Below are 17613 nucleotides of genomic sequence, written 5' to 3'. Positions count from 1 at the left end.
CCGCCACGCAGGGTCAGGGTTTAGTTGATACGGGGATGCTGCTCGACCAGGTTCTTGCGCTTGGCTTCCAGTTCGGCAATTTCGGCATCGATGTCTTCGATCTTCTGCTCGATATTGTCGTGATGCTCTTGCAGCAGTTCCTTGGCTTCTTCCATGTCCGAAGCGGCCGGCGCTGCGCCGCGCAGTGGCTTGTTGGCGGTTTCCTTCATGGTCAGGCCGGTGATCAGGCCGACCACGGCAAACACCATCAGGTAGTAGGCAGGCATAAACAGGTCGTTGGTGCTTTCCACCAGCCAGGCCACGGCGGTCGGGGTTACGCCGGCGATCAGTACCGACACGTTGAACGCACTGGCCAACGCGCTGTAGCGCAGATGCGTCGGGAACATTGCCGGCAGGGTCGAAGCCATCACGCCGATGAAGAAGTTGAGGATCACGGCGAGGATCAGCAAGCCTGCGAAGATCAGGCCGATCTTGCCGCTGGTGATCAGCATGAACGCCGGGATGGACAGGAACAGCAGGCCGATACTGCCAGCGATGATGAAGGGCTTGCGGCCGATCTTGTCGCTGATGAAACCAATGAACGGCTGCACGAACAGCATGCCGACCATGATCGCGATGATGATCAGCACACCGCTGTTTTCTTTGTAGTGCAAGTTGTGCGACAGGTAGCTCGGCATGTAGGTGAGCAACATGTAGTAGGTCACGTTGGTCGCCGCCACGATGCCGATGCAGGTCAGCAGGCTGCGCCAGTGCTTGGTCGCCACTTCCTTGAACGAGACTTTGGGGCCGTGGGTCAGGCCTTCGCGGTCGCCTTGTTCCATTTTGTCCATGTGCTGCTGGAAGGCCGGGGTCTCTTCCAACGCATGACGCAGGTACAGGCCGATAATGCCCAGGGGCAGGGCGAGGAAGAACGGCAGGCGCCAGCCCCATGACTCAAAGTCGGCTTCGCCCAATATGCTTGAGATCAGCACGACAACGCCCGCGCCCAGCACGAAACCGGCGATGGAGCCGAAGTCCAGCCAACTGCCGAGGAAGCCGCGTTTGCGGTCCGGCGCATACTCGGCGACGAAGATCGACGCGCCGGTGTATTCACCGCCCACCGAGAAACCCTGGGCCATTTTGCACAGCAACAGCAAAATCGGCGCCCAGATGCCAATCGAGGCGTAGGAGGGGATCAGGCCGATGGCAAAAGTGCTCAGCGACATGATCACGATGGTCGCGGCGAGAACCTTTTGCCGTCCGTATTTATCGCCCAGTGCGCCGAAGAACAGACCACCCAGGGGACGGATCAGGAACGGCACCGAGAACGTGCCGAGTGCAGCGATCATTTGTACGCTGGGCGAGGCGTCGGGGAAGAACACCTTGCCGAGCACATAGGCGACAAAACCGTAGACGCCAAAGTCGAACCATTCCATGGCGTTACCCAGGGCGGCGGCGGTGATTGCCTTGCGCACCTTGGTGTCGTCGACGATGGTGATGTCTTTCAATCCGATGGGCTTGACGCTTTTCTTACGTAATTTCATGCGGGGCACTCTAAAGCAGAACAGGGGAGGTGCCATCGTTGCGATGGCACCGCTCTGTCAGTTCAGATACAAGCGGACATGAAATAATTCACCTCTATTTGCGTTTTTTTGCACATGCATTGAACTTCACAGGTTTACTCAGGAGAAAACCGAATGCCCGCTGCCGCCCCCCGCCTGACCTACCGACCGCCACAACCGAGTGACGTGCAGCGATTGTTCGCGATCTACGGCGATCCGCAGACCAACCTGTTCAACCCCGCCGGCCCCATGGCCAGCCTGCAGGCTGCACAACGCGTGCTCGATCACTGGATCGAACAGTGGGCTACCCAAGGCTATGGCTGGTGGGCGATTGCACGCGTCGAAGCACCGGATTACATCATTGGCTTTGGTGGCATCGCGCCGATGGACTACCTGACCGATAGACGCATCAACCTGGGTTACCGGTTTGCGGTGCAAGCCTGGGGGCAGGGCTACGCCACCGAGTTGGGCCGTGACGCATTAAAGCTGGCCTTCGAAACACTCGGCTTGCCCGAAGTGTTCGGGTTGGTACGGCCGGATCACGCGGCCTCCATCCGCGTGCTGGAAAAGATCGGCATGCTGCCTTACGGTACGCTCGACGATGTGCCGGGTAAGGCACCTAGCTTGGTACTACGCGTTCGTCATCCTACAACTGCTTTTGCCTGACATTTCACATACCCGCGCAATACCTCGATAAACGGCAATCTTTCAGATTGACAGCGTTCTGGCGTCCCGATATAAAAGTGACAGTTGTACGACGACATATGACGTTACATATGTCCTACCTAACAAAAATAAAAAGTGATGCCATGAACTTGAACGAGCCCATCAACGCACACCGCGTTGGCCAAGCGGTAGGCAACTATCGCTGGACCATCTGCGCGATGCTGTTTTTCGCGACCACCGTCAATTACCTCGATCGCCAGGTGCTCAGCTTGCTGGCGCCGCAGCTCTCTACGCAATTTGGCTGGAGCAACACCGACTACGCAAACATTGCGGCAGTCTTCCAGTTTGTCTACGCGATCTCCATGCTGTTTGCCGGGCGTTTTGTCGACAAGATCGGCACCAAGGCGGCCTATATAGTGGCGATTGGCATCTGGTCCACGGGCGCCATCATGCATGCGTTCTCGGTGCCCATGGGCGAGGGCATCGCGGCCATCAGCGGTGCAATTGGCCTGGCGGTGATTCCGGTGTCGATTGCCGGTTTCATGCTCTCGCGTGCGGTATTGGCGATTGGCGAGGCGGGCAACTTCCCGATTGCGATCAAGGCGACCGCCGAATACTTCCCGAAGAAAGAGCGCTCGCTGGCCACCGGTATTTTCAACTCCGGCGCCAACGTGGGTGCGATCCTGGCGCCGATCTGCGTGCCGTTGATTGCCGGTTTGTGGGGGTGGGAAGCGGCGTTTATCGTGATTGGCGGGTTGGGTTTCGTGTGGGTAGCGGTGTGGATCGCGCTCTACAAGAAACCGGAGGAGCAAAAACGCCTGTCGCCTGAAGAATTGGCGTATATCCGCAGCGACCAGACCGTGCAGCCTTTCACCCCTGCACCTGCTGGCGCCGTGGAGAAGAAAGTTTCGTGGTTCAAGCTGCTCACTTATCGCCAGACCTGGGCGTTTGCCTTCGGCAAGTTCATGACCGATGGCGTGTGGTGGTTCTTCCTGTTCTGGTTGCCCACCTACCTGTCGGCGCAATACGGCATGAAAGGCGCCGATATCGTCATGCCGCTGGCGGTGCTGTACAGCATGACCATGGTCGGCAGTATCGGCGGTGGCTGGTTCCCCAGCTACTTCATGGCACGCGGCGATGCGCCCTACGATGGCCGCATGAAAGCCATGCTGGTGATCGCGCTGTTCCCGCTGGTGGTGTTGCTGGCGCAGCCATTGGGCTATATCAGCTTCTGGGTGCCGGTATTGCTGATCGGCGTGGGCGCCTCGGCGCACCAGGCGTGGTCATGCAACATCTTCACCACCGTGTCGGACATGTTCCCGCAGAAAACCGTGGCCTCGGTGGTCGGTATCGGCGGCATGGCCGGCGGCCTGGGGGGCGTGGTCATGACCAAGATCGGCGGTTGGGTGTTCGACTACTACAAGTCCGTCGGCGACATCCACACCGGCTACATGATCATGTTCGCCATCTGCGCACTGGCCTACCTGGTGGCCTGGAGCGTGATGAAGACGTTGGTGCCGCGTCACAAGGAAATCACTGACCTGTAAGGTCTTATGTCCCGCGCCGCAACGGCGCGGGACCGCTTTACAGCATGAGCGCCCAGGTCTGGCTGACCAGGGATTTGCCGAAGCTGTCTATCGTCTCTTCCTCGACCAACGCGAACCCGGCCTTCTGATAGAGCTTGCGTGCATCGCCGAGGATGTCCACCGTCCACAGTTGCATGCGTTGGTAGCCGACCTGCCGGGCAAAGCGCACACACTCATCCACCAGCCGTTGGCCGATGCCCATGCCGCGCGCACTGGCGTCCACGTAGAGCATGCGCAGCTGGGCTGTGGTTTCGCCGTGGCGGATGACGAACACCGAGCCCACCACTTCGCCGTCCTTTTCCGCGATCCAGCAACGCTCGCAGGTTGGATCAAACGCCCTCAGGTACTTGGCGACCGTCTCCGCCACCAGCGCTTCAAATTCCCAGTTCCAGCCATATTCACGGGCATACAACGCGGCCTGTTGTTGCACTACCACGCCCATGTCGCCTGGCTGTGGATCGCGCAGCAAGTAGGTTGGCGCGGTGCCTTGCAACAGCGCTTGGATGCGTTTCATGGCGCCGGTGAGGTGCCGCTGGTGTTGTTCGGGCAGGCTGTCGAGCAGGGCGATGACTTCGCTTTGGGTCTGCTGTTCCAGGGGCGCCAGCACTGCACGGCCATGGTCGGTGAGGTGCAGTTGCACTGCGCGGGCGTCGGTGGCGGAGCGGACTTTCTGGATCAGGCCCTTCTTTTCGAAACCACTGGTCAATCGGCTCAGGTAGCCCGCGTCGAGGCTGAGCATCTGGCACAGGTCGGCGCTGGTGAGATCACCACGGGTAGACAGTTCGTACATCACGCGGATTTCGGTGAGCGAATAGTCGCTCTGCAGCAGGTGTTCCTGCAGCACGCCGATCTGGTGGGTGTAGAAGCGATTGAAGCCGCGCACGATGCCGGCGCGTTCGACAAGCAGGGGAGTGGACATGCGGGAATGCTCGAATGGTTGCCTGAAGCAATTATATTGTTGCTTTAGGCAACCATGTCAAACATTTTGCTTAGCGGTTACGCGTCACCCGCCAAAGGGTATTGGCCAGGTCATCGGCAATGATCAGCGCACCTTTGGGGTCCACCGTTACACCGACAGGGCGCCCACGGGTCTTGCCGTCATCACCGCGAAAACCCGTCGCAAAGTCGATCGGCTCACCGGACGGCTTGCCATTACTGAACGGCACGAAGATCACCTTGTAGCCCACCGGGTTGTCGCGGTTCCAACTGCCGTGCTCACCGACAAACACGCCGTCAGCGAACTGCTCGCCCATTTCGGGGATGGAGAAGTCCACGCCGAGCGCTGCCACATGGGAGCCCAGGCTGTAATCCGGCTTGATCGCGGCGGCGACCTTGGCCGGGTTCTGCGGTTGGGCGCGCGGGTCGACATTCTGGCCCCAGTAGCTGTACGGCCAGCCGTAGAACGCGCCTTCACGCACCGAGGTCAGGTAGTCCGGCACCAGGTCGGGACCCAGTTCGTCGCGTTCGTTGACCACGGTCCAGAGTTGCCCGGTGTCCGGCTGGATCGTCAGTGCCGTCGGGTTGCGCAGGCCTGTTGCATACGGCTTGTGCGCGCCAGTGGCGGCGTCGATCTGCCAGACCATTGCGCGGTCGATCTCCACTTCCATGCCACGCTCGGTGACGTTGCTGTTGGAGCCGATGCCCACGTAAAGCTGGCTGCCGTCGGCACTCACCGCCAGGGATTTGGTCCAGTGGTGGTTGATCTGTGCCGGCAGGTCGGTGACCTTGGTGGGCGGGCCAGCGGCCTTGGTCTGGCCGTCGGCGTAGTCGAAGCTCACCAGCGCATCCTGGTTGGCCACGTAGAGCTTGCCGTTGGCAAACGCCAGGCCGTACGGCGCGTTGAGGTTTTCGGCGAACACCGTCTTGAGTTCATAGGTGCCGTCACCGTCGGCGTCACGCAGCAAGGTCAGGCGGTTGCCGCCCTTGACCTTGGTATTGCCCTCGGCCTTGATCAGGCTGGCGATCACATCCTTGGGCTTGAGCTTGGCCGCGCTGCCGCCACGGCCTTCGGCGACGAGGATGTCACCGTTGGGCAGCACCAGAGTCTGACGCGGGATCGCGAGGTCAGTGGCAATCGCCGTGACGCTGTAGCCTTGCGGCACCTTGGGTTTCTGATCGCCCCAGGGCGCGGGCTCGGCAATCTTCATGCTCGGCAACAGGCTGCTTTGTTGTTCCGGCAGCTTGGGATCGGGGCCGCGGGCCTGGGTCTTGTCGCCTTCACCGCCGCAGGCGGTCAGCAGCAGGGCAGCGCTCAACAGCGTCAGTGTGCTCGACGTTTTCATTTAACACCCCCCGCGCGCAGGCCGGTCCAGGTGGCCGCCAGCGTCAGCAGCAAGACAATCGCCGACAGGATCAGGCCGCCAGGCATCGACGCGTAGGCGTCTTTGGCGTGTTGGAAGGCATTGACCAGGCCGAGGATCCAGGTGGCCAACAACAGCAGCACATAACACGTGGGTTGCCCGGCCTTGCGCTCGGCACGGAGCAGGTTGACCAGCGCAAACAAAAACGCGAAGCCGGCGAACACCAACGCGCCGGCAATCAGCCAGGCGGAGAAGTTGGCCCATTGAATCTGGTAGGTCTGGGTGTAGGCAATGTCGCTGAGCAAGGCACCGAGAAACAACGGCACGGTGCCGGCGAGCAAGGTCGCATGCAGCGGCCCGGGTGCGTATCGGTAAGCGGGGAGGGTAGTCATAGCGATGGCGGCTCCTTGTTGTACAACGCCCCTGGACGGGGCAGCGCATAAGAAGTGAACGCGTCGCGTGTGAGAAAGTTCAGCGTGAAACGATTCGAATTAGTGGGAACCCTCTAGGGCGGCCCCGGCCTAACGCCGTATCATCCCGTCCTTTTCTCTCGTCAGGCGCCTCCATGACCCACCCTCGCATCGGCTTTGCGTGCCAGTACCAACATCCCGAGCGCCTACTGTCCGCCAGTGCCTTGAAGTTGATTGAAGGCCCGTTCAACCCGCGCACCACCACGTTGCGCTGGATGGACAGCGTCACGCCGCAAGTGGCCCGCGACAAGCTGGTGGAAGTGGTCACGCACAACCTGGCCGCCCAGTTGCGCCTGTTGGCTTACGTGGCCGAGTTACCGCCGACCTTGCGCATGTTGCGCCTGAGCAGCGATCTGCTGCCGTTCTACAGCCATCAGAAAGTTGCTGCGGTGTATAAAGACCCAGCCATCGAGCGCCAGTTGGTGGAAGGGTTCGCGGCCATCGGCGAGTTGGCGCGCGCGTCGGATATTCGCCTGTCGTTCCACCCCGGCCAGTATTGCGTGCTCGGTTCGGAGAACCCCGGCGTGGTGGAAAACAGCCTGGCCGAGTTCGAATACCACGCCGACATGATCCGCATGATGGGTTACGGCCGTCGCTTCCAGGACCTCAAGTGCAACGTGCACATCGCCGGTCGCCTTGGCGTGGAAGGCACCCGCGCGGTGTGGTCGCGCCTGTCGGAGGTGGCGCGCAACTGCATCACTTTTGAGAACGATGAGAAAACCTACGGCCTCGACCATTGCCTGCAAGTCGCTGACCTGGCGCCGGTGGTATTGGACATCCACCACTGCTGGATCAACGAAAACGACTACATCGACCCCCACTCCGAACGCGTTGCCCGCGTGATTGAAAGCTGGCGCGGCGTGCGCCCGACCATGCATTACTCGCAGCCCCAGGAAGTCTTGCAGGAACTGGGTTTCGACGCCGAACACAAGCTGGAAATGGACGCGCTGTTGCAGGTGGTGTCCAAGCGCGATCTCTACGCTCACAGTGTGCAGATGTGGAACCGCTGGACCAATGACTACGCGCTGCAGTTCCTCGATCGCTTCGACATCATGCTTGAAGCCAAAGGCAAGAACGTCGCCTCGCTGGCGTTCTACGAACACTGGAAGCGGCAAAGTGCCTGAATCGCGTCAGCCTTTGCCAGACAGAGGGATTACCAGGGACAGCCACATGTTCCAGCCGTCCGGGCGGTTCTTGGCGTCGAATTCGTAGTAGCCCTTGATATTGGCGTACCACAGTTCATCACCCACCTTGAAGAAGTGCCCCGCCTGGGGCCCGATCCCGGCCACGCGGGACTTGAAGTCCCCCAGCACCGCGCCGCTGCCACTGTCGCCGGTGACCTGACGGAAGTAATAACCCACCAGTCCGGCGTGGGTCTGTGCGGTAAAGAAGTGCGAGGCGCTGAGGTCGATGTGCGCGTCGATGCCGTTCTGGTAGTGGGTGTCGCGGTTTTCCCAGTTATAGGTCACGCCCGCCACGGCGGAGAACTCGTTGGTCTTGTCAAAAAACGTGTAGCCGCCGCCAGCATCCAGCGCGGCATGGCCCAGGCCGATATTGACCAGGCGATCCGGGTCATAGGCGCCCACGGGCAGGTTACCCATGGAATAAGCCATGAAGTTGTGCACGCCGTGGTTCCACTTCAGGGTGCCGAGCAGGTAAAGATCGCTGGCCCCTTTGAGGGCATCGTTGGTACCGCCCGAAAACGAGCGCCCGCGTGGGCCGGTCACCGTGGCGTCGACACTCGCCTCGGAACGCCCCACGGCCGCCACCGCCGAAATCGCCGCCTGGGCACCGCCCAATACCGGCGTGGCGAAGGTGTAGGTCGGGCTGGCAAACAACAGGTCGGCCTTGGCATCCAGCCCCACCACCGTGCGCCCGCCGCGCGGGGTGGCTGAGTGCCGACCGTCGCTGGCATTCACATGGTAGTAAACCAGCGGCAGGCTCCAGCCCGGCGTGGTCGGCGCAGCGGCGAGGGCACCGAACTGGCCGGGCAGCCAGAAGCTGATACCGCCGTCGTCGGCCTGGGCCATCGCGATGGGCAGCAGGGTGAGCAGGCTTAAAACGCGGGTCGTTGGGTTCATAGGACTTCCTATCCAATTGGCCATACAGTGCGTGCTGTCAGGGGCCGCTTGAGCATAGCCCAAGGATTGAAGGTCGTTGCGCCCTCAGCCCCTTGCCCGTCATGCTTGTCGGTCTTTCTCAAGGAAACAGTTCCCGTGAATTCATCGCAACCTACTGGTGTCGACGCGCAAGGATGTGTCCTTGCCGTGACCGATTTGCCCCTGCAGCCTGAGTTCCAGCCGTTGCTCAGCGATGTCTGTGCGACCCTTTCACCGGCGCAGTGGGGGCTGGGCGGTATTTATGTGTATGGCAGTGTCGCCAGGGGAGAGGCCATTTCCGCTGAGTCCGATCTGGATCTCACGCTGGTATTTCGTGAACCGCCTCAAGCCGAGTTGCTTGAACAGTTGGAACTGACCCGCCTGGCCCTTGAACAGCGGCATCCGGAAGTGACGAAGGTCGACTTCGATATCGGTCATTGCGCGCAGGTGCTGTCACCCGAGAACAAAGATCGTTGGGGTTTTTGGCTCAAACACCATTGTCGTTGTGTATGGGGCAATGATCTTTCGGTGCGTTTCGACGCGTTCCGCCCATCCCGTGAGATTGCCTGGGCGCTTAACGGTGACTTTGAAGCGGTGCTCAAGGGCTATCTCGTTCGCATCGAGCAAGCCGGTGCTGATGAAGCGCGTCTGCGTTTGCAGCGTGAAGCATCGCGCAAGCTGGTGCGCTCAACGCTGCTGTTTTGCCCGGTGCAGGCTTTGATGTGGCCGCAATCGCTTGAGGACCACGTCAAGCTGTTCCTCCAGCATTACCCGGCGATGGTGGCCCAACTCGCGTTCTTTTTGTTCGAGGCACGCAACCCCAGCGCGGAGGGCGAGAAATTCACCACTCGGCTTCAAGCCTTTCTCGACTGGATGGTTTCCCAGCAACAATAGATAGGTATATTGGCGCTAAACCGCTGATTGCATACGCCAAGCCTATGGAAACGCCATGATCAACTTCCGCCTCATTCGCCACCTCTGGCTATTCCTCGCTGTCGCTGAAGAACAAAACTTCGGCCGCGCCGCCAAGCGCCTGGGCATGTCGCAACCGCCGTTGAGCGAGCAGATCCAGGTGCTGGAGCAGGCGCTCAAGGTCCAGCTGTTCGAACGCTCCCGGCGGGGCGCCAAGTTGACCCCGGTGGGCGCGGCGATCCTGCCGGCGGTGCGCAAGTTTGCCGAGCAGCTTGAACGCCTGGAACTCGCTGTCGAAGAAGCAGTGGCGGGCCAGTCGGGGATGCTCACCATCGGCGCGATTTCCACGGCGATGTTTGATGTGTTGCCCAGCCTGATCGACCAACTCAAGCAGCAGTATCCGCACCTCACCGTGTCGGTGCGCGAGATCGACAGCGTCGAGGCGCTGCCGGCGCTGGAAGCCGGGGATATCGACCTGGCCTTCGCCCGGCTGGACGGCGACCTCGGCCCGGCGATCCAGTCGTTGCCGGTGAGGGAAGATCGCTTGATGGTGGCGTTGCCGAGCGATCACCCGTTGGCCGCGCGTTCACGTATCAGCCTGTCGAGCCTGGCCAGCGAGCCGCTGGTGATGTTTTCGCGCAAGGTCAGCCCGGTGTATTTCGACAACCTGATCGCCACCTGCCGCGCCAGCGGCTTCTCGCCACGGGTGCTGCATGAAGTGCGCTCGGTAGCCTCGCAGATTGCATTCGTCAGTTGTGGCCAGGGCATTGCGCTGGTGCCGGCGTCGTTGAAAAAACTCGCGCCGGACAACGTGGTGCTACGGCCGCTGACCCAGAAACTCAATGTGGTCACCACGGCGGTAGCCTGGAACAGTGAGCGACCCAACCCCCTGGTGACCGAGTTGGTCGCGCAGTTCCAGACTCATACGATTGGCGTATGACAACCTTCCGTTATCCGTCATTTACACCGCGCGGCTAACCGCTGAAATTGGCACCTTTTTGGCCAAGGAACTCTTGCATGTCGTTCGTTCATTCCTTAATTCCGCTGACCATAGACGGCACCGCTGTGGAGATTGCAGCGATCCACCGCGACGGCGAGCGCGCGCCCATCCTGTTCCTGCACGGGTTCGGCTCGACCAAGGAGGACTACGCCGATATCGTCCTGCACCCGGCGTTCGACGGGCATGCCTTCATCGCCTACGACGCCCCCGGCTGCGGTGAGAGCCAATGCGCCGACCTGGCGAGCATCAATATCCCATTCCTGCTGGAAACCGCCTTGCAGGTGCTGGCGCAGTTCAAGATCGAACGCTTCCATCTGGTCGGCCATTCCATGGGCGGCCTGACCGCCTTGATGTTGGCGCATCGCTTTGCGGATCGCGTGCTGAGCTTCACCGACATTGAAGGCAATATCGCCCCCGAAGACTGCTTTCTCAGCCGCCAGATCGTGGATTTCCCGGCAGAGGATCCCGAGGCGTTTTTCAGCGCCTTCATCGCGCGCACCCGCCAGGCACCGGCGTATGCCAGCGCGCTTTACTCGGCAAGCCTGCGCCACAAGGTGCGTGCCGGTGCCGTGCGCGGGATCTTCCAGTCGATGGTCGAACTCTCTGGCAACGCCGACCTGATGGGCAAGTTCCTCGGGCTGCCGTGCCCGAAGATGTTCATGTACGGCGAGCAGAATGCCGGGCTGTCCTACCTGGCGCATATCCAGGCCAACGGCGTGCGCCTGGCACCGATTGCCCAGTGTGGGCATTTCCCGATGTATTCCAACCCGCTCGCGATGTGGCAGGCAATCGCCGACTTCCTCAGGACTTGAACCGCCCCACCAATCCATTCAACTCATCCGACAGGTTTGACAGCCGCCCCGAATCGTCCTGCGCCGAGTTGGCCAGGCTTTCCACCAGGCGCGCTTCGTCGTAGATCTGTTGGATATGCCGGTTGATCTCTTCGGCCACGCTGTGTTGTTCCTCGGCGGCGGCAGAGATCTGCAGGTTCTGGTCGCGGATCTCGTTGACCGACGTCTGGATCCCTTCAAAGCTGTCCCGCGCGTTTTCGATGGACGACACACTGGCCTTCGACAGGTCCAGGCAGCTACCCATCTTTTGCGTGACTTCCTGGGTCTTGTTTTCCAGGGTGCCGAGCAGTTGCTCGATCTCGCCGGTGGAGTCGGAGGTGCGCTTGGCCAGTGCGCGCACTTCGTCGGCTACCACCGCAAAACCACGGCCCTGGTCACCCGCACGGGCGGCTTCGATGGCGGCGTTGAGCGCCAACAAGTTGGTCTGTTCGGCAATCGCACGGATGGTGCCGAGGATCTGGTTGATGCTGCGGCTGCCGGCTTCCAGTTCGACCATGGCCTGGGATGACTCAGTCAGGCGGCGCCCCAGGCGGTTGACGTTGTCGGTGGTGACTTCGATCTGCTGCTTGCCCTCGGCCACGCGACGGTGCCCGTTCTCGGCGGATTGCGCCGCGCCACTGCAGGAGCGTGCGACTTCGTTGGCAGTGGCGACCATTTCGTTGAACGCCGTAGAGACCAGCTCGACCGCCTCACGCTGGCGTCCGGCCGCCTCGTTCATGTTGTGCGCCACCTCGCTGTTGACCTTGGAGGCGTTCTGCAAATTGGCCGAGGCTGCGCCGATGTGCTGGATCAGTTGGCGGATCGCTGCAAGAAACTTGTTGAACCAGCCGGCCAGCTCGGCGGTTTCATCCTTGCCCTGGACCTGCAATTCGTGGCGCAAGTCGCCTTCGCCCTGGGCGATGGACTGCAAGCCGGTGCTGACCTGGCCGATAGGCTTGACGATGACCTTGGAAAACGCCGCCGCGATCAGCCCGAAGATCAGCACCAGCACCGCGACGATGATGGCGGTGAGGTAGGTCATGCGTGTGGCTTCGGCCATGACTTCACGGTGTTCGATCAGCCCGATGTAGCGCCAGCCGAGGCGGGGGGAGGTCCACACGTTGGCCATGTAGCGTACGCCGTCGATCACCACTTCAGTGGAGCCCTGTGCAGTGTCGGCCAACTGTGCATAGGCTGTGCCCAGGTCTTTGAGCGGCTTGAAGTTGTGGGCGGCGTTGCGCGGGTCGACCAGCACCACGCCGTCCTCGATCAGCATCACGTAGCCACTTTCGCCGAGCTTGATGCTCTTGAGCAGTTCGGTGAGGTTTTTCAGTGAGACGCTGACCACGAACACGCCCTTGGCCTTGCCGTTTTCCAGCAGTGCGCGCGCAGTACCCACCAGAGCGACGTCGTCTTTGTCGTAGTAATACGCGGGGGTGCGCACGGTCTTGCCAGGGCTGGCCATGGCCGCCTTGTACCAGGGGCGGGTGCGCGGGTCGTACTTGGCCAGTTGCGGGTCATCCGGCCATTTGGCGTAGGTGCCGTCTTCCAGGCCGATGGACAGGATGGCCGCCGCTGGGTGCGTGGCGCCAAAGCGCGCGAAGCGGTCGATCACTGCTTGCGCCTCGGCGGGCATGGGCTGGCTGGCTGCGTCGGCGGGCTGGTAGTTCTTCAGCGTGCTCACGGACGTGTATACAGAATCGGTGGCCATTTGATCGACGTTTTGCAAGGTGCCGTCGAAGAACTGGCGGATGTTGCCATCAATCTGGCGGATTTCCCGGGTGCTGCCGTCGATGAACTGATCCACCGCCTGGGTCCGTGTGTTCATGACCGAAATCACGGCCACCAGGCTTACCGGGATGAATGCAACGGAGACAAATGCGAGTACCAGCTTATTTTTTATTTTCATCGAGACGACCATCAGCGTGAAGGGCGGCCAAATCGTCGCCTATCTCAATCAGGATTGCGGCGATTTGCTACCACTGATGTTTCGGCCCGGTGCCGGCAAATCTTTAGGGTTTTTTGTACACAATACAAAGTGCTTATTGTTCTGTATCCAATCAATACACATCACGCAGATAACGCTTCTGCTCACCTAACTGCCGCCAGTACTCCACGGCACCCTCGACGCCAAGCCCGCCGTGGGTTTGCGCGACTTGGCGCAGGGCCTGGTCGACATCTTTGGCCATGTGGCTGGCGTCGCCGCAGATATACAGCCTGGCGCCGTCCTGCAACCAGCGCCACAGCTCGGCCCCTTGTTCGCGGATGCGGTCCTGCACGTAGATCTTTTGCGCCTGGTCGCGCGAGAACGCCAGGCTCAAGTGGTTGAGCAGGCCGTCGCGCTGCATGCCTTGCAGTTCGTCCTGATAATAGAAATCGCTGGCGGCGTGCTGTTCGCCGAAGAACAGCCAGTTGCGCCCCTGATGACCCAGTGCGCGACGTTCCTGCAAGAACGCACGAAAGGGCGCGATACCGGTGCCGGGCCCGATCATGATCATCGGCACGTCGCCGTCAGTCGGCGTGCGAAAGTGCTTGGACGGCTGCACGAACAGCGGCACTTCGCCGTCGCCGACCCGGTCAGCCAGGAAGGTCGAGGACACGCCTTTACGTTTACCGTAACGCACGGCGGCTACGGTGAGGTGCACTTCCTGCGGATAGGCCTTGGCACTCGAAGCGATTGAATACAAGCGTGGTTGCAAGCGCTTGAGGGTGCCCAGTAATTCATCCGCCGAGCACTCGATGGGGTAGGCCTGCAGCACATCCGCCAGTTGCCGGCCCCATAGCCAGTCATTCAGTTCGGCCTTGTGTTCGGGGTTGAGCAAGTGCTTGAGGCCAGGGTTGGTGCTGCGCTCGGCGATGAAGGCCAGGGTGTCGCTGCTGGGCCGGGCGATTTCGAAGTGCTGGGTCAGGGCCTGTTGCAGCGGCACGTCGCCGAAGGTGTCGATGTTCACGCAGGTACTGGCGTTCAAGCGTGTGAAGTCGAGTAACTCGCTGACCAGGTCGGGGCAGTTGCGCGGCCGCACACCCAGGGCATCACCGGCTTCGTAGGTCAGCCCGGAGTCGGCCAGGTCCAGGGCGAACTGACGGGTTTCCTTGTGGACGCTTTGCGGGTTCAAGTGGCGGTTGAGCAGCAGGCGTGAGCCGTACAGCTTGGTTTTTCCGGCGGGGGTGGCGGGCGCGACGGGCTTTGCCGGGGCCAAGGTTTGCTGGAAACGCACCAGCCAGGCGTCGGCCAGTGCTTCGAATTCGGTGTCGCAGTCGACGCGTTCCAGCAGGCGGGTGGCGCCCAGTTCCGACAGGCGTTGGTCGAGTTGCTTGCCGTGGTTGCAGAACTGGTCATAGTTCGGATCACCCAGGGCCAGCACTGCGAAGCGCAAGGACTCCAGGCGCGTCTCGGCGGTGCTGAGGCTGTGCCAGAAACCTTCGCCATTGTCCGGTGGGTCGCCGTCGCCAAAGGTGCTGCTGATCAGCGCCAGGGTGTGGGTGCTTGCCAGTTTTCTCGCCGGGAAATACGACATCGCGCTCAGTTCCACGGCAATGCCCGCGTCGCGCAGCCGTTTGGCAAAACGCTCGGCCAAGGCTTCGGCGTTGCCGGTTTGCGAGGCCCACAACAAGGTAACGGCTGGGGAGGGCGCTGCGACGGATTGCGCATGGCTGAACAATCCGCCGAGCAAACCGTTCAACCACAGCCGCGACGCATCGGCCAGCGGCGCATTGGCGGGCATGGTCGGCACGCCGACGGCCTGGCGCGCGGCGTTGGACTGCAGGCCGCTGAGAAAGCCGGCGAGGTAGGTGCGCTCATTCTCGCTCAGGGGTGGCGCGGGTAGGTTACGGATGCCGGCGATTTCGGCGAAGGCGTCGAGGCGCGACATGGCGGTGTCCTCTGCTACGGGGGAAGGGCGGTCCAGGAATTGGTGGTCGATCAGCTCGACGCGGGCCAGGGCGACGGCGCAGTACTTGAACTCCGGCTGTAAGGAAATCGGGTCCACCGCGTCGTTGGTCACTGCGTTGATGGCCAGGTTTTCACCGAATACATCGTTCCAGTGGAACGGCGCAAAACAATTGCCTGGCCGCACACGGTCGGTGACCACGGCGGGCAGCACGGCGATGCCGCGCTGGGAGCGTATTTCGACTCGATCCTTGTCCTTGATACCCAATCGGCTCGCGTCTTCGGGGTGTAATTCCACAAAGGGGCCGGGGTTGAGTTTATTCAGGGTCGCAACCTTGCCGGTCTTGGTCAGGGTGTGCCATTGGTGCTGCACACGGCCGGTGTTGAGCACGAAGGGGAACGCGTCTTCCGGCATTTCTGCGGGCGGCATATGCGGGCGGGCGAAGAACTGGGCTTTGCCGGTTTCGGTGGCGAAGGCGAGGGTGCCTGTGCCCAGGTAGCGGATCGGGTTGCGGTCCGCGCCATCCTCCGACGCGCAAGGCCATTGCAGCGGCTGTTCACGCAGGCGCGGGTAGCTCGCGCCACGCAGGTCGTAGCCGGTCTTGGGGTTCCAGGCGCGTTTGATTTCTTCAAACACGTCGGCGGCGGATGCATAGGTGAACGCATTGGCAAAGCCCATTTCACACGCGACCCTGGCGATGATCTGCCAGTCGGGCAGGGTCTCGCCGGGCGCGTCGACGGCTTTTTGCATCAGGGTCAGGTTGCGCTCGGAGTTGATCATCACCCCTTCGGCCTCGGCCCACAGCGCGCCGGGCAACAGAATGTCGGCGTAGCGGTTGGTCTCGGTGTCGAGAAAAGCATCCTGGGTGATCACCAGTTCGGCGGTTTGCAGGCCTTTGATCACGGTCTGCCGGTTAGGCACGCTGGCGACCGGGTTGGTGCAGATGATCCAGCAGGCCTTGATCTGTCCGGCAGCCATTTGCTCGAACATTGCCACGGTGCCGCTGCCAGCCTGGCGCGGCAGGCTGTCGTGGGGGATCTGCCACAACTCTTCGATAAAAGCGCGGTCGGCCTCGACCAGCACCGAACGTTGCCCCGGCAGCCCAGGGCCCATGTAACCCATTTCGCGTCCGCCCATGGCGTTGGGTTGACCCGTGAGGGAAAACGGCCCGCTGCCCGGACGGCAGAGGGCGCCGGTGGCCAGGTGCAGGTTGCACAGCGCGTTGGTGTGCCAGGTGCCGTGGGTGCTCTGGTTGAGGCCCATGGTCCAGCAACTCATCCACTCGGCGGCCTGGCCGATCCAGTCGGCGGCTTGGCGGATATCGGCTTCGGCCAGGCCGGTGATGGCGGCGACTTGATCTGGCGAATAGTCCTCCAGGAATTCCGGCATCGCCTCCCAGCCTTCGGTGAAGGCGGCGATAAAGGCCGGGTCGGTGTGACCGTTTTTGACCAGCAGATGCAGCAGGCCATTGAGCAATGCCAGGTCGGTGCCAGGTTTGATCGGCAGGAACAGGTGGGCCTTGTCTGCCGTGGCACTGCGGCGGGGGTCGACCACGATCAGCTTCGCCCCGGCCTTGACCCGGTCCATCATGCGCAGGAACAGGATGGGGTGACAGTCAGCCATGTTCGCGCCGATCACGAAGAACAGGTCGGCGCGATCGAAGTCTTCATAGGACCCCGGCGGGCCGTCGGAGCCGAGGGAGAGTTTGTAGCCACTGCCGGCGCTGGCCATGCACAGCCGCGAGTTGGACTCGATGTTAGCGGTGCGGACGAAGCCCTTGGCCAATTTGTTGATCAGGTACTGGGACTCCAGTGACATCTGCCCGGACACGTAGAAAGCCAAGGCGTCCGGGCCGTGCGTGTCGAGGGTGTGACGCAACCGGCGCGCGGTTTCGCGGAGGGCGTTGTCCATGCCGATGCGCACCGGGTCATGCTCCCGGGCCTGGCGTACATAGGCGTTTTCCATGCGCCCGGACTCGGCGATGGCTTGCCCGCAGGTGGTGCCCTTGGTGCACAGGCGGCCAAAGTTGGTGGGGTGGGCCTTATCGCCGATCACCTTGACCACTTTGTTGTCTTGCACCTGCATGACGATGCCGCAGCCCACGCCACAATAGGGACACACACTGCGTATGCTTTGGTTGGCCATCTGAAACCTGCGTAAACAAAAAAGGCGCCTTGCAACCCTCCGTTCAGAACGGGGATTACACGGCGCCTTTGTCGTGAGAGGGCAGTCAGCGTTGACTGCTTGGTTGAGGTGTTCCTAGCAAGTCACGCGCCAGGTTTCACCGCCCTCCTGTAGGAGCGAGCTTGCTCGCGAAAA

At 61.6% G+C, this 17613-nt stretch carries 13 protein-coding genes and 1 pseudogene; 6 read left to right on the top strand and 8 right to left on the bottom strand.

Translation table 11 applies throughout. The features are described 5' to 3' along the window. Positions 1 to 20: 20 nt before the first annotated feature. Entirely contained in the window at positions 21 to 1523 is a 1503-nt protein-coding gene (proP, locus tag CI807_RS23615) for a glycine betaine/L-proline transporter ProP (protein WP_038849597.1), read from the bottom strand. A 153-nt stretch (positions 1524 to 1676) separates the two neighbouring features. On the opposite strand from proP, the gene CI807_RS23610 reads away from it, so the two are divergent. Further along, positions 1677 to 2207 carry a GNAT family N-acetyltransferase gene (locus CI807_RS23610; protein WP_095016456.1) on the top strand — a complete coding sequence of 177 codons (531 nt, stop codon included), beginning with the start codon at positions 1677 to 1679 and terminating at the stop codon, positions 2205 to 2207. Between the two features lie 143 nt (positions 2208 to 2350). Then, complete coding sequence (locus tag CI807_RS23605; protein ID WP_095016455.1) at positions 2351 to 3754, top strand: MFS transporter; 1404 nt, start codon at positions 2351 to 2353, stop codon at positions 3752 to 3754. A gap of 37 nt (positions 3755 to 3791) precedes the next feature. Here the strand turns inward: CI807_RS23605 and CI807_RS23600 are convergent, their stop codons facing one another. The 3 genes from CI807_RS23600 to CI807_RS23590 form a co-directional block, all read right to left on the bottom strand. Continuing rightward, on the bottom strand, positions 3792 to 4712 hold the full coding sequence (locus CI807_RS23600) for a helix-turn-helix domain-containing GNAT family N-acetyltransferase (protein WP_095016454.1): 921 nt from the start codon (positions 4710 to 4712) through the stop codon (positions 3792 to 3794). 70 nt (positions 4713 to 4782) lie between these two features. Beyond that, the gene (locus CI807_RS23595; RefSeq protein ID WP_095016453.1) at positions 4783 to 6075 is read right to left on the bottom strand and encodes a sorbosone dehydrogenase family protein; all 1293 of its coding nucleotides are present in this window, start codon (positions 6073 to 6075) and stop codon (positions 4783 to 4785) included. Continuing rightward, the gene (locus CI807_RS23590; RefSeq protein ID WP_095016452.1) at positions 6072 to 6485 is read right to left on the bottom strand and encodes a DUF2231 domain-containing protein; all 414 of its coding nucleotides are present in this window, start codon (positions 6483 to 6485) and stop codon (positions 6072 to 6074) included. The genes CI807_RS23595 and CI807_RS23590 overlap by 4 nt, the downstream gene beginning before the upstream one ends. 173 nt (positions 6486 to 6658) lie before the next feature. On the opposite strand from CI807_RS23590, the gene CI807_RS23585 reads away from it, so the two are divergent. Then, positions 6659 to 7687 (top strand): UV damage endonuclease UvsE, encoded by a 1029-nt coding sequence (locus tag CI807_RS23585; protein ID WP_095016451.1) that lies wholly within the window; start codon positions 6659 to 6661, stop codon positions 7685 to 7687. Between the two features lie 6 nt (positions 7688 to 7693). Here the strand turns inward: CI807_RS23585 and CI807_RS23580 are convergent, their stop codons facing one another. Beyond that, complete coding sequence (locus CI807_RS23580) at positions 7694 to 8644, bottom strand: transporter (protein ID WP_016979971.1); 951 nt, start codon at positions 8642 to 8644, stop codon at positions 7694 to 7696. A 135-nt stretch (positions 8645 to 8779) separates the two neighbouring features. Between CI807_RS23580 and CI807_RS23575 the strand changes: the two genes are divergently transcribed. The 3 genes from CI807_RS23575 (at position 8780) to CI807_RS23565 (ending at position 11386) form a co-directional block, all read left to right on the top strand. Continuing rightward, positions 8780 to 9556 carry a nucleotidyltransferase domain-containing protein gene (locus CI807_RS23575; protein ID WP_095016450.1) on the top strand — a complete coding sequence of 259 codons (777 nt, stop codon included), beginning with the start codon at positions 8780 to 8782 and terminating at the stop codon, positions 9554 to 9556. A 55-nt stretch (positions 9557 to 9611) separates the two neighbouring features. After that, positions 9612 to 10514 (top strand): LysR family transcriptional regulator, encoded by a 903-nt coding sequence (locus tag CI807_RS23570; RefSeq protein ID WP_095016449.1) that lies wholly within the window; start codon positions 9612 to 9614, stop codon positions 10512 to 10514. Between the two features lie 77 nt (positions 10515 to 10591). After that, positions 10592 to 11386 carry an alpha/beta fold hydrolase gene (locus tag CI807_RS23565; protein WP_095016448.1) on the top strand — a complete coding sequence of 265 codons (795 nt, stop codon included), beginning with the start codon at positions 10592 to 10594 and terminating at the stop codon, positions 11384 to 11386. Here the strand turns inward: CI807_RS23565 and CI807_RS32180 are convergent. From CI807_RS32180 to CI807_RS23555, 3 genes and pseudogenes are all read right to left on the bottom strand, one after another. Then, a complete protein-coding gene (locus tag CI807_RS32180; protein ID WP_371858017.1) occupies positions 11376 to 12143 on the bottom strand; it encodes a methyl-accepting chemotaxis protein in 768 nt (255 codons plus the stop codon). The genes CI807_RS23565 and CI807_RS32180 overlap by 11 nt on opposite strands. Positions 12144 to 12230: 87 nt before the next feature. Next, a pseudogene (locus CI807_RS32175) lies at positions 12231 to 13232 on the bottom strand (cache domain-containing protein); the annotation flags it as partial. Between the two features lie 232 nt (positions 13233 to 13464). After that, the gene (locus tag CI807_RS23555) at positions 13465 to 17439 is read right to left on the bottom strand and encodes a bifunctional nitrate reductase/sulfite reductase flavoprotein subunit alpha (RefSeq protein ID WP_095016447.1); all 3975 of its coding nucleotides are present in this window, start codon (positions 17437 to 17439) and stop codon (positions 13465 to 13467) included. Positions 17440 to 17613: the final 174 nt, after the last annotated feature.

Source organism: Pseudomonas sp. NS1(2017), assembly GCF_002269425.1.
Taxonomy (GTDB): Bacteria; Pseudomonadota; Gammaproteobacteria; order Pseudomonadales; family Pseudomonadaceae; genus Aquipseudomonas; species Aquipseudomonas reactans.
This window is presented reverse-complemented; position numbering and strand designations above follow the sequence as displayed.

Coding starts and splice junctions, on each gene's coding strand:
- CI807_RS23610 (WP_095016456.1), top strand. CDS start 1,677: ATGCCCGCTGCCGCCCCCCGCCTGACCTACCGACCGCCACAACCGAGT.
- proP (WP_038849597.1), bottom strand. CDS start 1,523: ATGAAATTACGTAAGAAAAGCGTCAAGCCCATCGGATTGAAAGACATC.
- CI807_RS23570 (WP_095016449.1), top strand. CDS start 9,612: ATGATCAACTTCCGCCTCATTCGCCACCTCTGGCTATTCCTCGCTGTC.
- CI807_RS23605 (WP_095016455.1), top strand. CDS start 2,351: ATGAACTTGAACGAGCCCATCAACGCACACCGCGTTGGCCAAGCGGTA.
- CI807_RS23580 (WP_016979971.1), bottom strand. CDS start 8,644: ATGAACCCAACGACCCGCGTTTTAAGCCTGCTCACCCTGCTGCCCATC.
- CI807_RS32180 (WP_371858017.1), bottom strand. CDS start 12,143: ATGAACGAGGCGGCCGGACGCCAGCGTGAGGCGGTCGAGCTGGTCTCT.
- CI807_RS23590 (WP_095016452.1), bottom strand. CDS start 6,485: ATGACTACCCTCCCCGCTTACCGATACGCACCCGGGCCGCTGCATGCG.
- CI807_RS23585 (WP_095016451.1), top strand. CDS start 6,659: ATGACCCACCCTCGCATCGGCTTTGCGTGCCAGTACCAACATCCCGAG.
- CI807_RS23565 (WP_095016448.1), top strand. CDS start 10,592: ATGTCGTTCGTTCATTCCTTAATTCCGCTGACCATAGACGGCACCGCT.
- CI807_RS23595 (WP_095016453.1), bottom strand. CDS start 6,075: ATGAAAACGTCGAGCACACTGACGCTGTTGAGCGCTGCCCTGCTGCTG.
- CI807_RS23555 (WP_095016447.1), bottom strand. CDS start 17,439: ATGGCCAACCAAAGCATACGCAGTGTGTGTCCCTATTGTGGCGTGGGC.
- CI807_RS23600 (WP_095016454.1), bottom strand. CDS start 4,712: ATGTCCACTCCCCTGCTTGTCGAACGCGCCGGCATCGTGCGCGGCTTC.